The organism is Xenorhabdus sp. BG5 (assembly GCF_015163665.1).
Classification (GTDB): domain Bacteria; phylum Pseudomonadota; class Gammaproteobacteria; order Enterobacterales; family Enterobacteriaceae; genus Xenorhabdus.
Map to the genome: position 1 here is coordinate 31,737 of NZ_JADEUG010000008.1, position 21,416 is coordinate 53,152.

A 21,416-nucleotide genomic window follows, 5' to 3' on the forward strand; every position below is an offset into this window, starting at 1 on the left:
TATTTCCCCGTTTATGCCCGAATTTCTTCAATCAGTTGTGAATGGATGTATTCTTCACAAGCATCGGCATCTTCCCACCACGGGAACAGTACCGGAGGATGGTTGAACGCATTGGCAATTGTGCTGGCGAGTGCCGGTAAACGTTGGGCTGCCGCTAATAATTCCAGAACGTGTGGCTTTGGTGGGATAAGAAGGCTGTTTGTCCATTCCACAACGTAATGACCATATTGCCAGAATTGTTCAAACGTGTTGTTCATCCATTCAGCCGTAAAAGGTTTGTCGCCATGGGCAAGAATGGCTTCGTAATAGACTTTGCAGGCTTTTGTTGCATTATTCGAGCCTTGTCCGGTCAGCGGATCATTGGTGACCACGGCATCCCCCAGCCCAAAAACCTGACGGCCAGAAGGTAAAGTCAGCACGGGCTTACGCACTACTGGCGCAAAACGTCCCGCCAGAATGCCATTTTCATCGGTCAGCTCTACATGCTCACAACGTTCAGACTCCCACGGCAGGAAAGTTTTGAGGATCTGCTTGCTATAGGCCAGATGTTCCAGCGGTGTTCTGGCCTCTTGCCAGCCATCCATTGCGCCACCCGGAATACCCTCAAAGACCATGATGTTGCAGGGGCCATTGAGTGTCAGGGCAGGAAAAACGAAATATTCCCCCACACCTGGGATCAGGTTAAAAGACACACGGGAATATTCAGGCGTTGGCAGCATACCATTCACATAGGTCAATGCCAGTGCGCGCCGTGGTGTCTCATAGGGCGAGCGTGAACCATCGCGTTCCAGCAATTTTACAATCTCCCCTTTGCCTCCTGCCAGAATGACCAGTTCATGGCTGGCAGCCAGGCGTTCCAGTTCGGCAACCCCCACATCGCTAATTTCCAGATTACCGCCACGAGAAGCAAATAGTTCCAGCCAAAATGGCATCTTGATACGTTGATCGACAGCTTGCGCATATTTGTCGAGCCGTGCACCCCATCCAATGGCCTTGTCATGGGGAATTTCGGGATGTGGCACGGTGAAACCGATTCCTTCAACGGGCGGGCATTGCGTTTCCCACTGATTCAATCCCAAATCACGTTCAAATTGCAAAGAAGCATCAAACATGCACTGACTCGACAGAACCCGACCATTGCGAACTTCATCAGGCGTGCGGTTGGTGACGACCGTGACCTGATAGCCCTTGTCAAGCAGACCAAGGGCCAGAGGCAGTCCAGCCTGGCCACCCCCAACGATAGCGATACGACGCATAGTATTTTCCTCTTTTGTTTTGGATGCCGGAACTGAACCTATTCCGCCAACCGCGGAATAGCGGGTTTCGCCTGTTCTGGTCCCATTGCTGAATAACCACCATCAACGGCATAATCCGCACCGGTTACAAAACTCGCCAAATCTGACAGGAGAAATGCCACGACCTGCGCAATTTCTTCGGGGTTACCGACACGACCAAGCAGGTGATAATCTGCGGCAACGTTATCGGCTTTCTGTCGCTTCCCCTGGGTCAACTCATCCATAACCCGTGACCAAGTCCACCCTGGTGAAACAGAATTAACGCGGATGTGGTCAGCGGCATAATCCATTGCCATGCTACGGGTGATTTGCAGTAACGCGGCTTTTGAGGCGGGGTATAACCAGCGGCCTGTCTGGGCAATTGAGGAAGAAATGCTGGTGAAGTTAACAATAGCGCCGCCTCCCGCTGCAATGAGATAAGGCCGGACAAATTGGGCGACTCTGACGGCACTGATCACGTTGATATTCAAGGCGGTCAGCCATGTTTCACGGCTGGAATCGGCACCCTCATCCAGATAAGTCGCTGCAAGGTTGATGAGGTAGTCCAGACGGTGATAATAAGCAACAACCTCATGTATTGCCTGAGCAAGTTGTTTATCGTCAGTAATATCGACATGCCAGAAACGGATGGATTCCGGTTGCGGGCTGGCCGCTTTCTTCCCGCCAACCTGATCAATATCAAAAATCGCGACCTTAACCCCATATTCATCCAATACCCTGGCAACGGTTGCCCCAATTTTGGTAGCTCCACCAGTGACAATAGCGACTTTATTATTTAAGCCCTGCATAAGGGTTCCCCTTTTGTCATATGCCCACCAGGGTGATTAATCATGAAGGAGTATCATTACGTGGAATAAGGAGATGCAAGTAGCCACTATATGCAGAAAAGATCCATTCAGTGCAGATTTGACATCTTACCTGCCCAAAAGCGCAGGCAAGAGAACACTTCGGGGGATTTAGAATACCTTATATCCCCTCACAACAAGCCCACCAACTCCACCGCTTCCCTCACCAATCTACCAACCTCCTTCCAGTCCTTATCTCGAATCAACTGTGGGCTGACCATCCAGGAACCACCACATGCCACAATTTGTGGGATGGCAAGATAATCGCGAATGTTCTTCACGTTGATCCCACCAGTTGGCATGACTTGCAACTGTGGGTACGGTGCAAGTAGTGCTTTAATCATCGCAATGCCACCTGAAGGCTCAGCCGGGAAGAATTTGACAAAATCGGTGCCTAATTCCAGCGCTTGTTCAATGGTACTGGCATTATTCACGCCGGGAATGATAGGAATGCCGAGTTGCTGGCACGCCTGTACGGTGTTTGGGTTAAATCCTGGTGAGACGACAAACTCTGCCCCCGCCATTTTTGCCTGACGCACGTGTTCACGATGAAGCACGGTTCCGGCACCGATCAGCATATCGGGCCGTTCAGCTTTTAGCAGGCTAATCGCTTCGGCGGCACTCTCGGTACGAAACGTGATTTCAGCCACAGGCAGGCCGTTGTCTGCTAATGCGTGACCAAGGGGAATGATATCTCTGGCTTCTTCAATGGCTATCACAGGTACGATTTTAATCTGACGCAGACGTGCCATCATCTCTTGCATTTTCATTCTCTCCGATTTCGTTCGAATTAAAAAAACGGGCGGTAACCGCTTGTGTCGCTGTCTGCGGTACAATCGCACCTTTATGCTGGATCACAACCCTTGCGAGCTGATGCCCCATTAATGCTGAATCATAAATGGATTTCCCATTTAACTGCCCCGCGATAAAACCCGCATTAAATGCATCGCCTGCCGAAGTGGTATCCACGACAGAGGTAACAGGTTGAGTCTCAATATGTTGTGTGGCATCGCAGCCGCTTAAGTCACGATAAAAACAGCCCCGTTCACCCGCTTTGATAATGGTTTGTTTAACCCCCATACTTTTCAGGCGGTTAAAGCTTTCCTCAATTGATGTATCTCCCCAGAGACGTGCTTCATCGTCGTCAGTGACTAACGCGATATCAGTGATGGCATACATTTGCTGGTAACACTCACGGGCTTGTTTTTCGTTTTCCCATAAAGCGGGACGATAATTACTGTCAAAGAAAATCAATTTCCCTTCAGCAGCCAACTGGTTCAAATCAATGAGCAGCAATTGGCGATCATGCTCAGGCAAAATCGCCAGGCTGATCCCACTGAGATAGAGCACATCCATATTCTGCAATTGCTGGCGCAAGATGGGATAATCAGGATGGTGTAAGAGATAACGCGCCGCCGAGTTATTGCGCCAGTAAAGAAACGTCCGCTCACCTTTTTCATCAAGCTGGATCAGGTATAAACCGGGCTGATGGGCGTTATCACGCAATACTAGCGAAGTATTAATACCCTCTTGCCGCCAGCGTGAGATCATACCTTCGCTCAAGGGATCCGTGCCCATCGCCGTGACGAAATGGACATCAAGTGTATCGCCGCCAGCGCGAGCCAGATAAACTGCACTATTTAGCACATCACCGCCATAACTTTGTGTCATGGTGCCAAATGGGATGCCATTTAGCTCAATCATGCATTCGCCAATCAGGGCAATTTTCCGTATCTGCATTCTTTAATCCTTTACAGCCTGAAAATAACGTTCAGCATTATTGAAGCAGATATCTTGGACTATCTGCCCCAGCATTTTTTCATCATGGGGAATTTCACCATTTTCGACCCCGTTCCCCAGCATATTGCAGAGAATGCGCCGAAAATATTCATGACGGGTATAAGATAAGAAACTGCGTGAATCTGTCAGCATACCGACAAACTGGCTTAATAATCCTAATTGGGAGAGTTGCTCTAATTGACGCTGCATACCGTCTTTTTGATCGTTAAACCACCAGCCCGATCCAAATTGGATCTTCCCCCTAATACTTTTATCGCCCTGACTCCCACCCTGAAAATTGCCAGTCATCGTTGCGATCACTTCGTTATCACGGGGATTTAAGCAATAGAGAATGGTCTTCGGTAATTCATCTGTTTTATCCATCTCATCCAGCAAGCGAGATAGTGGGTAAGCGATAGGATTATCCCCAATGGAATCAAAGCCGCTGTCTGGCCCTAGCCGATTAAACATACGCGTGTTGTTATTACGCAAGGCGCCAATATGCAGTTGCATGACCCAGCCACGTTTTGCGTACTGTTTACCTAACCAAACCAGTAGCGCTGTCGTAAATTGTGCTATTTCTAATTCACGGAGCAATTGCCCTTGTCTGCGCTTTTGCAAAATGCTGTCTAACACTTTTTCGTCAGGTATCGGCGCATAACGCAACTGTTCAATACCATGATCCGATGCCACACAACCGTGAGCCTGAAAGTGTTCAAGTCGGCACTCTAATGCCTGCAATAAATCAGCAAAACGCCCGATAGCGACATCTGCGACTTCTTCTAAACGTTTTAGATAGTCACAAAAACCCGATAACTCAATTTTGAAGACCTTATCCGGGCGCCAGCTGGGTAATACTTCGATGCTAAAATCTTTATCTTTGGCGATCTGTTGATGGTATTCGAGAGAATCAATGGGATCATCCGTTGTTCCTGCCATGCGTACCTGCATTTGCTGCATAATGCCACGGGCAGAAAATTCATCTTGAGAGAGTTTCTCGTTCACCTCATGCCAGATAGCCTTTGCGGTATCCGGCGCAAATAATTTTCCGCTAATGCCAAAGGGGCGCCGCAATTCCAGATGAGTCCAGTGATAAAGTGGATTGCCTATCGTCAGAGGAACCGTTTTCGCCCATGCGAGGTATTTTTCATAATCACTGCTTTCAGCACCGGTAATCAGCGTCTCTTCAATCCCTGCCGCACGCATCGCGCGCCATTTATAATGATCGCCCTCCAGCCAAATTTGACCAAGATTGTGGAAACGGCGGTTTTGCGCAATCTCTTTGGGATTGAGATGACAGTGATAGTCATAAACAGGCATCAACGCCGCGTAATCATGATACAAGCGGCGAGCAACGTCATTATTTAACAGGAAATCTTCACACATAAAGGTTTTCATGAGGTTTTCCTCTATGGTCAAAGGGCGGCAACCGCTTGGCGAGCGCCAACATTGAGTAAGTTCTGGTAGGCTTTGGTGACGTTATCGACAAATTCACGGTTTTTTGCCAATTTCTTACCGAAGATCGATTCAATTGCCAGTAGCCCTTCCACCACAGCAACAGATTGACCATATTTGGCAAAAATCGCCGTAAAGGTCTCTTTTAATGGATCACGCACATCAATGGGTTGGCCTTGCTCATCCACGCCACTGATATAACGCATCCAACCCGCTACACCGAGCGCTAAATGGCGATAATCACTTCCCCGCAAAAGATGCCATTCAATAGAATCAATCAGGCGCTGGGGCAATTTCTGGCTTCCATCCATCGCAATTTGCCAGGTCTGGTGTTTTAACGCTGGATTAGTGAACCGCTCGATCAATTTATCCGCATAGGCCATCAGGTCGATATCTTCTGGCATCGATAGCGTTGGGGCTTGTTCATTCAGCATCAGTGCATACACTGCCCGACGATAATCGGCATTTGTCATGGTATCGGAGATATGCGCATAGCCGCCCAAATAACCCAGATAGGCCAGAAATGAATGAGCGCCATTTAACATACGCAATTTCATCATTTCAAATGGCATCACATCGGCCACAAATTGTGCACCGGCCAGATCCCAATTTGGGCGCCCATTGACAAAGTTATCTTCAATCACCCATTGACGGAAAGGTTCGCAAGCAATGGCACAAGGATCGGCAACGCCCAGCCGCTGGGCAATTTCGGTTAACGTTTCTGGCGTGGCGGCCGGCACAATGCGATCCACCATCGTGCAAGGGAATGTCACCTGGCTTTCTATCCATTGTGCCAATTTTTCGTCCTGTAAACGCGCCAGACCCAATACGGCCTCACGGGCAACATGTCCATTTTCCCGCACGTTATCACACGACAAAATCGTCACAGCGGGTAGGCTTCGTTCAAAACGCAATCTTAGCGCCGCCGTGATATAGCCGATAGCTGATCTTGGCACCGCGGGATTGGAAATATCTTTAATAATCAACTCATTATTTGGATCTAACCGCCCTGTCGCAGCATCGGTACAGTATCCTTTTTCCGTGATGGTCAAAGAGATGATGGCGACATCAGGATCAGCCATTTTTTCGATAATCGCCTGAACGCCATCAATTAATGGGTGCATACCTTCTTTCATCGAACCAATAATTTTTAATCTGATTTCTTCCTGCCCTTTTTCTGCAACGGTATAGCGCATAGATTGTTTTTTCAGATTTTCAATCAGTGAAGCATCATTTAGCATCAAATTAACTTCACAAAATCCCCAATCACTGTCTGTCTGTTCTAATACATAATGTGTATAAAGCGCCTGATGCGCCCGATGAAATGCACCGCAGCCTAAATGCACCATACGGGAAGTCAGACGTTCGGTTGTCCAGCCAGGGTATGGGACAGAAGTTATCGCATTGACAAGATTTTTTTCCATAATGGACTCACCAATAAGCGGTAGTGAGTGATATTCATCCACCACCATGTAGGGTTAGCTCAGAAATTATTTTTGGTAAAATGCGCGATGGATACCCAACTCAAGGCCACGAATTTCAGCCAGCCCTTTCAGGCGGCCGATTGCCGAATAGCCGGGGTTCGTTTTCTTTTTCAAATCATCCAGTATTTGATGACCATGATCAGGCCGCATGGGAATCAGGTGATTTTCACCCGCCGCCAACCGACGATGTTCTTCTTCCGCAACCGCTTTGATCACTTCATACATATCCACATCACCCGCAAGATGTGCCGCTTCATGGAACGTGGATGGATTTTCTTCACGCACGGTTGAGCGCAAGTGGAGGAAATAGATACGGGAGCCAAATAATTTGATCATCTTTACCAAATCATTATCCGCCCGCACACCGTAAGATCCGGTGCACATCGTATAGCCATTGGCATCGCTGTCCATAGTTTCTGCTATCCAACGCATATCCTCTATCGTAGAAACAATACGTGGTAGGCCTAAGATCTCACGCGGTGGATCATCAGGATGAACCGCCATTTTGATGTCGAGTCCTTCCGCAACCGGAATGATCTTTTGCAAGAAATAAGCAAAGTGCTCACGCAATTTGGTCTTATCAATGCTGGCATAACGTTTCAGGTGTTGGCGAAATTGTTCCAAGCTATAGCCTTCCTCAGCGCCAGGAAGGCCAGCAATAATCGTGTCTGTCAATTGTTGTTTTTCTTTTTCTGTCATTGCAGCGAAGCGTGATTGTGCTTGTACAATTTCCTCTTCGGAATAATCTTCTTCTGCACCACAACGTTGCAAGATGTGGATATCAAAAACAGCGAATGCAATTTGATCAAAGCGCAGCGCTTTTGAGCCATCAGGTAATTCATAGTCGAGATCAGTGCGCGTCCAATCCAGAACTGGCATAAAGTTGTAGCATACTGTTTTGATCCCGCAGGCAGCGAGGTTACGCAAAGTTTGTTGATAGTTTTCGATCCATCGATCGTACTTCCCTATGTGCGTTTTGATATCTTCATGGATGGGAACACTTTCTACCACTGTCCACTCAAGTTGATTGGCTTCAATCAGTGCCTTACGTTGCGCTATCTCTTCGACAGGCCAGATTTCGCCATTGGGAATATGGTGCAACGCCGTCACAATCCCCGTTGCTCCCGCCTGACGGATATCCGCTAATGAAACAGGATCTTCCGGGCCATACCAACGCCAGGTTTGCTTCATAACTCCCCCTATAACTAACTCAAGACTAATTCAGGTAACCACAAACTTAGTTGTGGCAGGTATGTCACCAGCGCTAACGCCGAAATCAGCGCAATGTACATCGGCAACAGCGGTTTCAGTACCTTATCGATACTCACCTCCCCCACAGAGCAACCCACAAATAACGCGCTGCCTACAGGGGGAGTACAAATTCCAATCGCCAGATTGAATGTCATGATGATGCCAAAATGCACAGGATCGATACCCATGCTCGTCGCAACAGGTAAGAAAATCGGCGTGAAGATCAAAACGGCAGGTGTCATATCCATAAAGATCCCCACTATCAGCAGGATGATATTAATGACTAGCAAGATGGTCAGTGGATTATCAGAAACCGTCATCAACGCATCGGCAATTAGATAGGGCAGATCAGCATTGGCCATCGCCCAGGACATCCCCATTGATACACCAATCAGCAGCAAAACAATAGATGTGGTAACGGCTGAATCAAGAATAATTTTGGGCAGCTGTTTGAGACTCACTTCACGATAAATCACCACTGCAAGAATAAAACTGTAGAGCACGGCAATGGCTGAGGCTTCTGTCGCCGTGAAGATCCCCGCAATAATACCGCCCATAATGACCACAATGAGCATTAATGACGGTATCGCTTGCCACGCTGTAGCAAAAAATGCGCGCCACGTTGGTCGAGGTGCAACAGGATAGCGCTTCCTCTTGGCAATAATGGCAGACACAATCATGAGTGAAATGCCCATAATAATGCCAGGGATATAACCCGCTAAGAACAAAGCAGCAATAGATGTTCCTCCTGAAACCAACGAGTACACAATCAAGGTATTGCTGGGTGGGATCAGCAAACCAGAAGGACAAGAAGCGATGTTCACAGCAGCAGATAAGTTAGGATCGTATCCTTCTTTTCGCTGCATCGGTGCCATTGTTCCCCCGACCGCCGCAGCGGAGGCCACAGCCGATCCTGAAATTGCCCCAAACAGCATGTTCGCCATAATATTGACGTGCATTAGTGATCCCGGCAAACGGCCGCCAATCATTTTGGCCAGATTGATCAAACGGGCAGCTATCCCGCCTTGGTTCATAATATTTCCGGCCAGGATAAAGAACGGGATCGCCAATAGAGAGAAGTTATCGACTCCCGCAGCCATGCGTTGTGCAACAACCGTGATCGCAGATTCCAGCGGCAATGTCATCGTAATAGCGACTAACGAAGATAAGCCGATAGCAAAAGAAACGGGGACACTCAATGCCAGTAATATTGCAAATGTGCCAAAGAGTGCGGCAATGATATACCAATCCATACTCTGACCTCTTATCTCCACAAGTTAATGATTCTCAGACACAACGGGTGGTTGACCAGAAAAATGCTGAATAATCGAAAGCACATCAACGAGCGCATAGAAAATCATCAATATTCCGCTAATCGGCAAACATAAATAGATGTATCCCATCTTACAGCCTAATACAGGTGTGATTTGACCATTTTCCAGTGTCGATGTAACAAGCAGGCTGCCACCATAAAGCAGCACAATGGCAGAAAATAAAATAATGGCTGCCTGAATAATCAAGCCGATAATACTTTTCTTTACTCCGGTTAATTTCATCATCAGCAGATCGATAGCAAGATGACGGTGCTGGCCTGTGGTATAAGCAGCGCCAATCATTGCGACCCACATAAACAGATAACGTGCTAATTCATCTGTCTCGGTACTCGGTGCACCTAAGACATAACGTGAAATGACCTGCCATGACACGCATAAAACCAGAAAGGCCAGCAAGCAGATGGTAAAAAATGCCAAACTTTTATTGGTCATCGCTACAAGGTTTTTCATTTATCTGATCCCCGTCATTTTGGTTTACCAATTAAAGCTCACACAGAAATGAGAATCTATACTGATCGCACTAAAAACCTTGAAATAACGCCCTAAAAGAGAGTGAGATAGATCACAAACCCAAAAGGTCAACCAATAACACCATTTTTTGCGAGTCAGATCGACCAATTGGATTTTACCCTTTGCCCAATAAGTGAGTTCTGATTATTGTTTGCCCACAGAAAATAACAACAACCGCCTCCCACCTCTGGAGAACCAAACATGCAGAACAACAAACGACAAGTTTTAGGTATAGCAAGCATAGCGGCTGGTATCATGTTTATGTTGGGAACATCCCAGGCCTTCGCTGTGACAACACTGAAACTCAGCCATAACCAGAACCGAGACCATGCTGTCCATAAGGCCATGACTGAGTTCGCTAACGAAGTGAAAGAAAAAACCAACGGAGAAGTTCGTATTCGCATCTATTCTGATTCTCAATTGGGCAACCAACGTGAATCCATCGAATTGATGCAAAACGGTGCTCTGGATATTGCTAAATCAAATGCGGCAGAATTAGAAGCCTTTTCTCCCGCTTATTCTATTTTTAACCTGCCCTATTTATTCCGCGATAAAGCGCACTATCAACACGTCATTAATAGCGATATCGGTAAAGAAATCCTCGATTCAAGCCAAAGCATGGGGTTCATTGGCCTCACTTACTATGATGCTGGGGCACGTAGTTTTTATGCGAAAAAACCGATTAGAACACCTGAGGATCTAAAAGGTTTGAAAATTCGCGTACAACCCAGCCCAACTGCCATTGCGATGGTAAAAGGGTTGGGAGGAAATCCAACGCCACTCGCTTACGGTGAACTCTATACCGCATTGCAACAAGGGGTTGTGGATGCAGCGGAGAACAACATTACTTCTTTTATGCTAAGCCGCCATAATGAAGTGGCGAAATTCTTTTCGCTGGATGAACATGCGATGATCCCTGATGTCCTGTTAATATCGTACAAATCGTTGAATAAATTAACCACTGAACAGCAAGATATTGTGAAAAAAGCAGCGCTGAACTCCTCAAAATACATGATTCAACTGTGGGAACAATCAGAAAAGGAAGAGCGTGCTAAAGCAGAAAAACAAGGGGTTGAATTTATTACCGTGGATAAAACTCTCTTTCAGAACGCGGTTAAACCCATGTATGACGATATCGCTAAAACCCAACCGGCATTATTCGAAATGGTAAATCGGGTGCGTAAGATAGAATAATTTTCTCTCAAAACCACCTATTGTAACAAGAATAGGTGGTTATATTTCTGGCATTGATGTCTTAGAATAACATCATTTTTAGTCGATCCATTTAAGTATATGACCTTACGGCGGCATTAAATGATGAACTTTGCAGACTCCAGGCGTCCCTATCACGAAGTAGCCCAATCATTACGTCAGATGATTATAGAGATGGATTATTCTCCCGGTGATCGTCTCCCGACAGAACGAGAAATTGCAGAAAAATTCAGCGTTTCGCGCACGCTTGTTCGTGAAGCGTTGATTGTACTGGAATTGGAAAATCTCATTGAAGTACGCAAAAGCTCAGGTATTTATCTCATCCAACTGCCACGCTCCTATTCAAGCGATACCACCATCAATGCCGCAGGGCCTTTTGAGCTGTTACAAGCGCGCCAATTATTGGAAAGTAATATCGCTGAGTTTGCAGCGCGCCAGGTGACTCCCGCCGATATTGCCAATATGCGCAAGGCATTAGAAAAAGAGAAAAATGATCTGATTTCGGGGGAAAGTGAATCCGGTGACAGGGAGTTTCATTTAGCCATCGCGCAGGCAACACATAACAGTATGTTAGTTGAATTGCTTAAACAATCCTGGGCGTGGCGTGAAAATAATCCCATGTGGATGAAACTGCATAGCCGAATTACCAATACGGATTACCGTAAAGCGTGGTTGAATGATCATCAGGCAATTTTGGCAGCGATGATCAAAAAAGATCCCGCAGCAGCGAAGCAAACAATGTGGCAACATTTAGAAAACGTGAAACAGAGTTTACTGGAATTATCCGATGTGGATGACCCTAATTTTGACGGATATTTGTTTGAGTCATATCCGGTTGGGATTGGGAAGTGAGTTTTGGGGATTTGGGAGTTGCGGCTATTTGCAGCTCCCAAAAACTCACTCATCAGTCTGATCTCGCTTTTCATGACATAAACAAAAACCAAGAATAAATAAAAACATTGGCTAATGACTTTCAGTATTATAAGGAAGGAAAAAACTTATCCGGTCACGTATTCAATCCGTTGCTGATTATGTATATACCAATCTCACTTCAAGATGCATGTAATTTCTCCCCGCTTCGCGGGGAGAAATCAGGTTTCATAGCGTGTTGTAAATTGCAGCTTGAAGTTTAATGCGTATAGTCGTTATTTTTTCGGGGGGGAATAAAATGGCAACGGTTGAAGTAAAGTGTCGATTTTGTCAGCAAACGGAATTTATTAAAAAACACGGCAAAGGCGATGCGGGTCACTAACGTTACCGATGCTTATCCTGCAAACGCACGTTTCAACTTGAGTACGCCTACAGAGCATGCTAGGCGGACATAAAAGAACAATTTGTTGATCTTGCCATGAATAATTATAGTGTTGCGCTTAATATGTGAATCCGAAAATATATTCTTTTATGATATTGATATATTATGAAAATAATTTACACAAGTAACTACCTAGTAAGTTCCCATTTATCAAATTGATCCTTAATTTCTTTAATAGATGTCAGTTTGATTTTGGGTATGGTTAATTGTTCAAACAAACCCGCATAGTATTTTCTGCTGTTGGGGGTAACAACAGAAATATGATGGATCATTTTCCATTTGATACTATCTCTACTACCTTCCAGACCACCATAGCGCTTGCGTTGAAATAATGTTCTGTTTACATAACGTAGCAGGCTTGATGACGTTGAAACATCTAATAAGATCACTCCAGTTGCCCTGAATAGGCGTTGTGATAGACATTTTCTATAATTCCCATCTATAACCCAGTTATCTTCCTTTATTGCCATATCATGTAATGAGATGAATTCATCTACGGAACGTTCCTGCCAGTTTGTATTGGGTAAATGAAAAAGCTGATCCAGATGAATTACCTTCAAGTTACACTTCCTTGAAATTGCATTAGCAAGTGTGGACTTACCGCTATTTGATGGCCCCATAATGCAAATTCTATTTCCTAAATCTGAAAGTTTCATGACATCCTTATAATGGTATAGGTGGTCAAAGTTCTAAGAAAAATTTCATAATACTTTAAGTTCAAATATATACCTTTTCATCATAGTGAGACACTGATATTTATGAATATCACTTACTTCTCGCGCTGCGAGAATTAAAAGAAGTGTCCTACGATATTGAATTTTTATTTATTACGCCATGGACAAATCAACCACTTGTCAGCTTGAAGTGGCATCCTAGATTAACTAAATCGGATCGGTTGGCTAATACCAGTGGATGTAGTAGAGGCTTCTCATTATATTCCCCGTCAAAATTCACTTGTAAAAGCCCAAGAGCATAATGGAGTAAAGGGATACGCTGAGTGATCAGCAATTTTCCATCATTCATCGCGTAATCACTGGCGATAATTTTTTGCTGAGTAGTGCTGAGCTTGGGGTTAGGCACTACTATAGCAGTCACCAGAGTATTCCACTCAACATCTTGCTCTCTTCCATTTTCGGAAGCATCCAGCAAATCAGGCACACCACGAAATCGACTCATTACAAAGTCCAGGTAATCTTTTTTCTTCTCACAATATGCACGTACATGCCAGCGGATCCCATCATAGACCAACGTATGAGGTACGATATTGCGTCCACTTTGTTCTTCCGAGCTTAAGGATACATAGTCAACATCTACCCTCAACTGATAACGAGCCGCTTGCACCAAACCCCGAACGATCTCTAGGATCGATATGGCGGGCTGGCACATTTAAAATCTCAATATGACCGTAACGTAAGTCCATTAAAGGGAGAGCCATTCTCCGTTCTAGATGTTGACGCACCTGCTGTTTTTCCTGATGCAGGAGTGTCAGATACTCATCAACTTTACCTTCACTAAAACGGGGAACAAAAAAAGCGGTGGGTTTATAACCCCTGAGTTTACTATCGTATTCTAACCCATTAGGAGAATATTTCTTGATGTAGCGATTGATGTCTTTAGATGCCTGCTGACGACCAATATTAAAAGCAGAGCAAAGGTGGTTTGTCGTCAGACGCCCTTCCCACTGCAACACTATTTCAAGTAAACGAAAGCGTAAAGTTTGATCCCAGGTTAGCTCACCCATTGCCTTTATGTGCTCCAAAATGCGACATGTTCATGTAACCAGTATCGGAATATTATTCCCTGCCGAATATACTGAACTCATTCATCACATGTAGATAAGAGAAATCAACTGCCCGTGACTTTCCATTTGTTCACTTTACCCCATATGATTTTAAATAAAAAATAAAATACCAAAATCGAACATGACGGTGGAAATTACTCTGTGTTTTAAGAATGAATCTTTTCAAAAGAAAAAGGGGCGATATTTAAACGGGAGGCATAATGAAACTGAAGCAGGCGCGTAGTCTAGAATATAGGAAAAGACATCACAGCAGAGGAAGCGGATAAACTTTTTTCTGAGGGACTCCTAACCTCAAAATATCTTTTTGAATGTCCAGAACCGAATTGTCAAACTCAGGTGACCTGCGCCAATCTGGATAAACCGAAGTATCTTCGTAAGCGCAAGCCATACTTCAAATTTGTTTTGTTACCTAAAAACCGAAATAGATGAAGATCTGCGATATGAAAGAAAATATCAAGCAACGCACAGACAGTTATATTTCAGCAAGAAATCAACATCCAGCTTGGTTACTCCTTGCCACCCGACGTGCCCCACTCGTATTAAGTTGCCTGAAAACCTTGTTTGAGGAATCGAACGACGGTATTCCTCTTGAACATGCTATTCAGCATCTTGCCAACATTCTTATGGATCACGTAAACCACGAACAATATGAAATTAAACAGGATAACCCCCATATTCAGGCAAGCCGTGAACTACGGGAATGGATTAAACGTCGCCTAATTGTCGAGCGTGATGGACGTATATTTGCAACCGATGCACTTGAGATTTCCATCACTTTTGTTGAAACGCTTGATAACCGCTTTATGACTTCCACCGCTTCTCGCTTATCCATTGTACAAAGAGAAATCGAAAACCTGGAAACCAGTCTTAATCCTAATCCAGCTAACCGAATTTCTGTGTTACGCCGCCGAATAGCCGAGCTTGAACGCGAGTTACAAAAGGCAGAAGCCGGACATATTGAAATACTAGAAACACATCAGGCAATTGAACATATTCGCGAAGTCTTCAATCTGGCCACTAGTCTGAGAGCCGATTTTCGGCGTGTTGAAGATTCTTGGCGTGAAGCCTATCGTGTTCTCCGACAATCGATTATTGGTGAGCAATATCATCGAGGGGAAATCGTTGATCGTCTGCTTAACGATCAGGAAGCGCTACTCAATACTCCTGAAGGAAGGGTGTTCGACAGTTTTCAACAACAACTTCGCCAGTCTGCTGAACTGACCACAATGAGTAAACGATTAAGCGTAATTCTTAGTCACCCTGCCGCTTCTGATGCATTAAGTCGTATACAACGTCATGATCTGCGTTGGCTAGTAAAACGCCTTGTAGATGAATCGCAAACGGTACTTCAGGCGCGAGCCCGCAGCGAACAAGATGTTCGAAGCTTTATGAAAACCGGCCTCGCAGCGGAACATCATCGTGTCGGACATTTGCTTAATGAATTCTTTAACTTAGCATTAAAGCTTAATTGGCAGCGCCAAGCTGTACGCAAAAAGGAAGTGCCATTTCCCGCTGTTGGAGTAGCCGTAGGGGGGATCCCTGTCATTGAACGCCTTCGTTTCAAAGAAGTCGATGATGAAGCAGAGCAAACGCTCGATCTTAGCCATCATGCCGCCGATCTAGCACAAATCGGTGATGATTTCTGGGATGCTTTTCATGGGTTAGATCATGAAACGTTATTCTATCAGACGCTACAGCTATTGAAGGAGGAAAATAGGCCCATTGGCCTTGCTGAACTGGCCACATTGCTGCCGCCTGTTCACGATCTCGAAACTTTTGCCTTCTGGATTGGAATGGCAAGAGAAGCAGGCATCGACGTGAGAGACGATCAACGTGAGTATGTTGAACTTAGTGATGACGAAGATCACCTCTGGCGATTCAATCTACCTACCACTAGGCTGGAAAGTCAGGCATTGAAAGATATTGACTGGGAGTGACAAACATGGCGGGATTTTTTGACAAATTTATCAATCAGCATAATGCAATAGATTCTGACAATAATTCGGCTCAGCAAGGCAATGATGTAACCGAGCATAACGATGTAACCGGGCATATAGTGGAAAACATCGCTGGCAGCGAAACGCGAACCGTGAAAAAAATACGGGAGGCCGCCCAAGAACTGCTTAAGTATGGTCTGCTGGAAGAAGCAAATAAACCCAAACTGTACCGCACTGTGTTGACCCACCCTGAAGAAATCATCCGAATTTTAGAACCACTCGATCTAGATATTGGTATAGATGAAATTCGCGGTGTGCTGTATGTCAAAGTCAAGCTTGATGAGGTTCAGGAGCAAAATGAATGGTCACATCCACTGGTGCGGCGGCAGAGGTTAAATCTAGAACAATCGTTGTTGGTAGCTATTTTGCGCCAGCATTTTATCGCCTGGGAGCAAGAGAGTGGAATCGGAGCTAACCAGGTGCAGATAGCCATAGACGATCTTCTTCCACAATTACAGGTCTACCTTGGCGATCCGGGAAGCGAGTCAAAAGAGCGAACACGGTTGATTAATCTATTGGATCAACTGAAAGTCCATGGATTAGTGACGTCGCCAGATGACCATGAGCGAATCACTATTCGTCCAGTCATTACCCATCTCGCTGATCCGGTAAACCTTCAAGCATTACTAACATGGCTACGGGAACAGGTCGCACCCCAGACGCCCTTGGATGACACATCTAAAAAAGATAACTGCGAGGAGGAAGCATGAAGCAAGAGACTCTCCTGATGAAAAATGACTCTTTTATTCTCACCAATATCGAACTATTTAACTGGGGGGGATTTCAAGGATTGCATCAGGCGGCCATCAATCAGGCAGGTACGGCAGTGATTGGCCCAACCGGGAGTGGTAAAACGACTCTAGTAGACGCACTGATGACACTACTTTGCGCTAATCCTCGCTATAATCTGGCCTCAACGGGTGGGCATGAAAGTGACCGGGATTTAATCTCCTACGTACGGGGAGTGTCTGGCCCCGGTGATGGAGGAGAAGGACAATCACATATCGCCAGATTAGGGAAAACTGTGACAGGTATTGCCGCAACACTGGAGCGTGAGGGGCAACTGGTACGCCTAGGGGCGCTGCTGTGGTTTGACACAACCAGCTTCAGTGCAACGGATATGAAAAGGCTTTGGTTATTCAGCGATAGTCCAGAACAGACACTTGAACGCTGGCTGAACGTCTATCATGACGGCGGCACACGGTTGCTAAAGCAAATGGAAAAAGAGACGACCGGACTCTGGACATGGTCGAATAAAAAACAATACCTGGCTCGTCTGAGGGACTACTTCGATGTGGGAGAGAACGCCTTTACTCTGCTCAACCGTGCCGCAGGATTAAAGCAGCTAAACAGTATCGATGAAATTTTCCGCGATCTGGTACTTGACGACCATTCCGCTTTTGAGCGAGCAAAGGAAGTCGCCAACAGCTTTGATGACCTGACCGAGATCCATCAGGAGCTGGAAACCGCTCGCAAGCAACAACAATCCTTACAGCCTATTGCCCTAAACTGGGCTAAACATCAAGAACAGCAAATACAGCTTGCTGACAAGCTGGTACTGGAATCGTTGTTGCCCATCTGGTTTGCAGAACAGGCAAGCCATCTCTGGCAACAAGAAATCCATCGTCTTGAGACGGCGCTTGATGAGGCAGAAACCAAAGAAGCTCATCTTCGGGTGCAGCTTGAATCTCAGAAAAAAGTCATTACCGACTGCATGCAGCGTTATCTACAGGTTGGCGGTGCAAATATTGATGAACTGAACGACCGTATTAACGACTGGCAGAGCACCCTCACCCAACGAGAAATACTAGCGCACCAGTACCAGCAACTGACACATAATCTCGGATTTTCATCTGTACTGACTCAACCACAGCTGGAGGAGAACCAGCATGAAGCTGAAGCCAGATTCGAGCAACTCACCCACGAGATAAAGCTTAAACAAGATGAGGTGTATCAAAAAGGCGCTCTCAGGCACAACGTGGCCGAGCAACTTCGCCAACTAGAGTTGGAAAGTACCGAGATTGCAAGACGTCCGGACTCTAATCTCCCCGCTCATTATCAGGCATTCCGCAGTGAGCTGGCAAAAGCACTAAATATTGATGAAACCAACCTTCCTTTCGTGGCAGAACTGATTCAGGTTAAACCAGAAGAAGCTCCATGGCGTGGTGCCATTGAACGCGCTATCGGTAGCCATCGGCTGCGTATCCTTGTATCACCGGAATCTGCACCAGTAGCATTACGCTGGGTAAACCAACGCCATAATCGTCTGCATGTGAGATTACTGGAAGTAAAATTACCGCACTCTCCCGCCAGATTTTTTGACGATGGTTTCACCCGCAAACTGCTGTGGAAGGATCATCCCTGGATAGAGGCAGTAAAAGTGCTACTAGCAAATATTGATCGCCATTGTATTGACAGCCCCGAACAGCTGCGCAATATCCCCCATGCCATGACCGTTCAAGGACTAATGTCTGGCAAGCAACACTTTTACGACAAACAGGACCAGAAACGCCTTGATGAAGACTGGTTAACAGGGTTTGATAATCGGGATCGCATGACCTTCCTGGCGAAGGAAATTTCCAGGCTTCAGAAACAGATGGCGATCGCAGATCAAGAACTAGAGTCGGTAAAAGGTGAGGCAAGCCAGCTCCAGCATCAGGTTATTTTACTCCAAAAAATTCAGCAAATTGATTTCAATAATATCGATGTTCAGGGCGCCATAAGACGGCTAGCTGAACTAAAGGAAAGACTGGAAAACTTAACCCATCCAGATTCTGATGCAAGTGCTGCCAAGTTACTGATGACCCAGGCACAACAAGTTGAAAATGAACTAGAAAAGCAGCTTCAGAAAGCCAATAAAGACTCCGGCGGACTGGAAAAAAGCCTCGAAACGGCTTTAGCTACAGAGCAACAGGCACAGCGGGTTGCACAACAAGGAATATCGGCGGAAGAGCGGCAATTAAGCGCCCTACACTTCCCAATAATAACAATAGAACAACTGTCTGATATTCATGAGCTGGAACGCCAACATATGCGCAAACTCCAGGATGAAATCGAAAAGCTTAAAGAAAAACTGCACGACTTGAACATGGAACTGACTCGGCGCATGTCCGAAGCCAAACGTGTAGATACTGGGGCACTTGCTGAAATAGGCACAGTTCTGGTCGATATTCCTGCTTATTTGCAGCGCTTGCAGAAACTGACCGAAGAAGCCTTACCAGAAAAACTCCACCGTTTTTTGGACTATTTGAACCGCTCGTCCGATGATGGCGTAACACAATTGCTCAGCCATATTGAACATGAAGTGTTAATGATCGAAGAGCGTCTAAGCGAACTAAACGCCACAATGTTCAGGGTTGATTTTCAGCCAGACCACTACCTACGACTGGTAACAAAGAAAGTAAACCATGAAAGCCTACGCACGTTTGAAAAAGCTCAGCGTCAGTTAAATGCCGCACGGTTTGTTGATGATAACGGTGAAAGCCATTATAAAGCCTTACAAGAATTGGTTGCATTGCTTCGGGATGCCTGCGAGAGAAATCGAACTCTGGGTGCAAAAGCGTTGCTGGATCCACGTTTTCGTCTAGAGTTCGCCGTGTCAGTGATGAACCGCCATACTGGTAATGTGATTGAATCACGCACTGGCTCACAAGGCGGTAGCGGGGGAGAAAAGGAGATTATTGCTTCCTACGTGCTTACCGCATCGCTCAGTTATGCGCTTTGCCCCAAAGGTAGTAGCCATCCGCTTTTCGGCACTATTATTCTTGATGAAGCTTTTTCCCGTAGTTCTCATGCGGTTGCAGGCAGGATAATTGCCGCACTCAAAGAGTTTGGTCTGCACGCAATATTTATCACACCTAACAAGGAAATGCGGCTGTTGCGCCATCATACTCGCTCGGCTATCGTCGTTCATCGACGCGGCCAGAATTCAAATATGGTTTCCCTGAGTTGGGAAGAGCTTGAAAAACACGATCAACGGAGAACACACAAGCAACATGAACTCCCCTGACGAAATCGCTAAGAAACTTTCCAACCAATGGTACAACTCAAAGCTCCGTGCTGAACGCCTACTCCCACCAGGTAACTGGCCATTGAGTCTTCCCATTGGTAAACCCACCTCAAGGGAATTTACTAAAAATACTCAACAAGTTTTGGAACACGTTCGGGCATGGAGGAATGTGAAGATCGGACGAGTCGAATGGGAGTTAGTGAGTTATCGGGCAAGTAATATGCCAATATCCATGCCATTGCGTTGGGTTTTACAGGAGCCTTCAGAATGGATTGATGCCACCAAGGATCCAGTGGTCAGTTGTGAGTTCAGATTACTTGAGGAAATTATCGAACATGTCAACACTGTTTTCCATCCACTATTGATCAAGAATCGTTCACTTTGGATATATCGAAATCCTCAAGAGGTCATTACAGCAGCCAAGTTGGCCAACCGCTTAACACCGGGATACGCAAATGGACGACCATTGAGATTATTGTCAGGACTAGGGGTGGATACAAAATTTATTGAAAATAATACATCATTACTAACCAGGCTCTTGGACGAACGGTTTATGGGAGAAGCCAGTAAACAAGGTTTAACAGCTTTTTTGGATGCTCTTGATGAAAACAACCATTGGGTACTAGTAATACCGCTGTCACCAGGATTATTACCCTTTAAAAAAAGTAAAGTCACCACGGCAGAACTGGCTGAAATTAAACTGCCTGCTGCACGCTTGCTCATCATTGAAAATGAACAATGCCAGCATCAACTACCAACTTTACCTGACACCATCGCCATCTTAGGCACAGGCCTTGATTTGCAATGGTTATCTAACCCTGCTCTGAAAGAAAAATCCGTTGCCTACTGGGGAGATATGGATACCTGGGGACTTTTGATGTTAGCAAGAGCCAGAAAATATCACCCAACTCTTTCTGCATTACTAATGCATCGAGAGTTGTTTGATGAACATGCCAGTCATAGGGCTGTTCCTGAGCCGGTAAAAGCACAAGACATCATTCCTGATGGTTTGCTGAACGAAGAAGCTGATTTTTATTACTATTTAGCTAATCTACAATACGGCCGCCTTGAACAAGAATTCCTCCCGATAGATGTAGTAACTTCGGCATTAATGAGCTGGGGAACGGATTAG

18 protein-coding genes and 2 pseudogenes are annotated in these 21,416 nt (G+C 45.7%); 8 read left to right on the forward strand and 12 right to left on the reverse strand.

The features are described from left to right. Nucleotides 1-11: 11 nt before the first annotated feature. From IQ209_RS06260 to IQ209_RS06300, 9 genes are all read right to left on the reverse strand, one after another. Nucleotides 12-1,256 (reverse strand): styrene monooxygenase/indole monooxygenase family protein, encoded by a 1,245-nt coding sequence (locus IQ209_RS06260; RefSeq protein WP_193850009.1) that lies wholly within the window; start codon nucleotides 1,254-1,256, stop codon nucleotides 12-14. 38 nt (nucleotides 1,257-1,294) lie between these two features. Continuing rightward, the gene (locus IQ209_RS06265) at nucleotides 1,295-2,083 is read right to left on the reverse strand and encodes an SDR family oxidoreductase (protein ID WP_193850011.1); all 789 of its coding nucleotides are present in this window, start codon (nucleotides 2,081-2,083) and stop codon (nucleotides 1,295-1,297) included. 188 nt (nucleotides 2,084-2,271) lie between these two features. After that, nucleotides 2,272-2,904, reverse strand: a complete 633-nt coding sequence (locus IQ209_RS06270; protein WP_193850132.1) for a bifunctional 4-hydroxy-2-oxoglutarate aldolase/2-dehydro-3-deoxy-phosphogluconate aldolase — start codon at nucleotides 2,902-2,904, stop codon at nucleotides 2,272-2,274. Continuing rightward, nucleotides 2,870-3,880, reverse strand: a complete 1,011-nt coding sequence (locus IQ209_RS06275) for a sugar kinase (protein WP_193850013.1) — start codon at nucleotides 3,878-3,880, stop codon at nucleotides 2,870-2,872. The genes IQ209_RS06270 and IQ209_RS06275 overlap by 35 nt, the downstream gene beginning before the upstream one ends. Before the next feature lie 3 nt (nucleotides 3,881-3,883). Next, the gene (gene uxaC, locus IQ209_RS06280) at nucleotides 3,884-5,317 is read right to left on the reverse strand and encodes a glucuronate isomerase (RefSeq protein ID WP_193850015.1); all 1,434 of its coding nucleotides are present in this window, start codon (nucleotides 5,315-5,317) and stop codon (nucleotides 3,884-3,886) included. A 17-nt stretch (nucleotides 5,318-5,334) separates the two neighbouring features. After that, nucleotides 5,335-6,798 carry a fructuronate reductase gene (locus IQ209_RS06285; RefSeq protein WP_193850017.1) on the reverse strand — a complete coding sequence of 488 codons (1,464 nt, stop codon included), beginning with the start codon at nucleotides 6,796-6,798 and terminating at the stop codon, nucleotides 5,335-5,337. 66 nt (nucleotides 6,799-6,864) lie between these two features. Next, nucleotides 6,865-8,049: a mannonate dehydratase gene (gene uxuA / locus IQ209_RS06290; RefSeq protein WP_193850019.1), complete on the reverse strand. Its 1,185-nt coding sequence runs from the start codon at nucleotides 8,047-8,049 to the stop codon at nucleotides 6,865-6,867. Nucleotides 8,050-8,063: 14 nt separating this feature from the next. After that, nucleotides 8,064-9,362, reverse strand: a complete 1,299-nt coding sequence (locus IQ209_RS06295) for a TRAP transporter large permease (protein WP_193850020.1) — start codon at nucleotides 9,360-9,362, stop codon at nucleotides 8,064-8,066. A 24-nt stretch (nucleotides 9,363-9,386) separates the two neighbouring features. Further along, nucleotides 9,387-9,893, reverse strand: coding sequence for a TRAP transporter small permease (locus IQ209_RS06300; RefSeq protein ID WP_193850022.1), 507 nt, complete (start codon nucleotides 9,891-9,893; stop codon nucleotides 9,387-9,389). Nucleotides 9,894-10,154: 261 nt separating this feature from the next. On the opposite strand from IQ209_RS06300, the gene IQ209_RS06305 reads away from it, so the two are divergent. The 3 genes and pseudogenes from IQ209_RS06305 to IQ209_RS06315 all read left to right on the forward strand — a co-directional run. After that, complete coding sequence (locus IQ209_RS06305) at nucleotides 10,155-11,147, forward strand: TRAP transporter substrate-binding protein (protein ID WP_193850025.1); 993 nt, start codon at nucleotides 10,155-10,157, stop codon at nucleotides 11,145-11,147. Between the two features lie 120 nt (nucleotides 11,148-11,267). Then, nucleotides 11,268-12,017 (forward strand): FCD domain-containing protein, encoded by a 750-nt coding sequence (locus tag IQ209_RS06310; RefSeq protein ID WP_193850027.1) that lies wholly within the window; start codon nucleotides 11,268-11,270, stop codon nucleotides 12,015-12,017. A gap of 316 nt (nucleotides 12,018-12,333) precedes the next feature. Then, a pseudogene (locus tag IQ209_RS06315) lies at nucleotides 12,334-12,477 on the forward strand (IS1 family transposase); the annotation flags it as partial. Between the two features lie 128 nt (nucleotides 12,478-12,605). On the opposite strand, the gene IQ209_RS06320 reads toward IQ209_RS06315, so the two are convergent. From IQ209_RS06320 to IQ209_RS18250, 3 genes are all read right to left on the reverse strand, one after another. Further along, nucleotides 12,606-13,133 carry a GTPase gene (locus IQ209_RS06320; RefSeq protein WP_193850029.1) on the reverse strand — a complete coding sequence of 176 codons (528 nt, stop codon included), beginning with the start codon at nucleotides 13,131-13,133 and terminating at the stop codon, nucleotides 12,606-12,608. Nucleotides 13,134-13,320: 187 nt separating this feature from the next. Next, the gene (locus IQ209_RS18245; RefSeq protein ID WP_228005747.1) at nucleotides 13,321-13,863 is read right to left on the reverse strand and encodes a WYL domain-containing protein; all 543 of its coding nucleotides are present in this window, start codon (nucleotides 13,861-13,863) and stop codon (nucleotides 13,321-13,323) included. Continuing rightward, a complete protein-coding gene (locus tag IQ209_RS18250) occupies nucleotides 13,781-14,218 on the reverse strand; it encodes a hypothetical protein (protein ID WP_228005748.1) in 438 nt (145 codons plus the stop codon). Before IQ209_RS18250 ends, IQ209_RS18245 begins: the two co-directional genes overlap by 83 nt. Nucleotides 14,219-14,718: 500 nt before the next feature. On the opposite strand from IQ209_RS18250, the gene IQ209_RS06330 reads away from it, so the two are divergent. From IQ209_RS06330 to IQ209_RS06345, 5 genes and pseudogenes are all read left to right on the forward strand, one after another. Next, nucleotides 14,719-16,215 carry a DUF3375 domain-containing protein gene (locus IQ209_RS06330; protein WP_193850031.1) on the forward strand — a complete coding sequence of 499 codons (1,497 nt, stop codon included), beginning with the start codon at nucleotides 14,719-14,721 and terminating at the stop codon, nucleotides 16,213-16,215. Between the two features lie 5 nt (nucleotides 16,216-16,220). Then, entirely contained in the window at nucleotides 16,221-16,985 is a 765-nt protein-coding gene (locus IQ209_RS06335; protein WP_193850033.1) for a DUF4194 domain-containing protein, read from the forward strand. Between the two features lie 17 nt (nucleotides 16,986-17,002). Next, nucleotides 17,003-17,710, forward strand: a pseudogene (locus IQ209_RS18725) (ATP-binding protein); the annotation flags it as partial. 1,161 nt (nucleotides 17,711-18,871) lie between these two features. Then, entirely contained in the window at nucleotides 18,872-20,284 is a 1,413-nt protein-coding gene (locus IQ209_RS18730; protein ID WP_370588404.1) for an SbcC/MukB-like Walker B domain-containing protein, read from the forward strand. Further along, entirely contained in the window at nucleotides 20,271-21,416 is a 1,146-nt protein-coding gene (locus IQ209_RS06345; protein WP_193850036.1) for a Wadjet anti-phage system protein JetD domain-containing protein, read from the forward strand. Before IQ209_RS18730 ends, IQ209_RS06345 begins: the two co-directional genes overlap by 14 nt.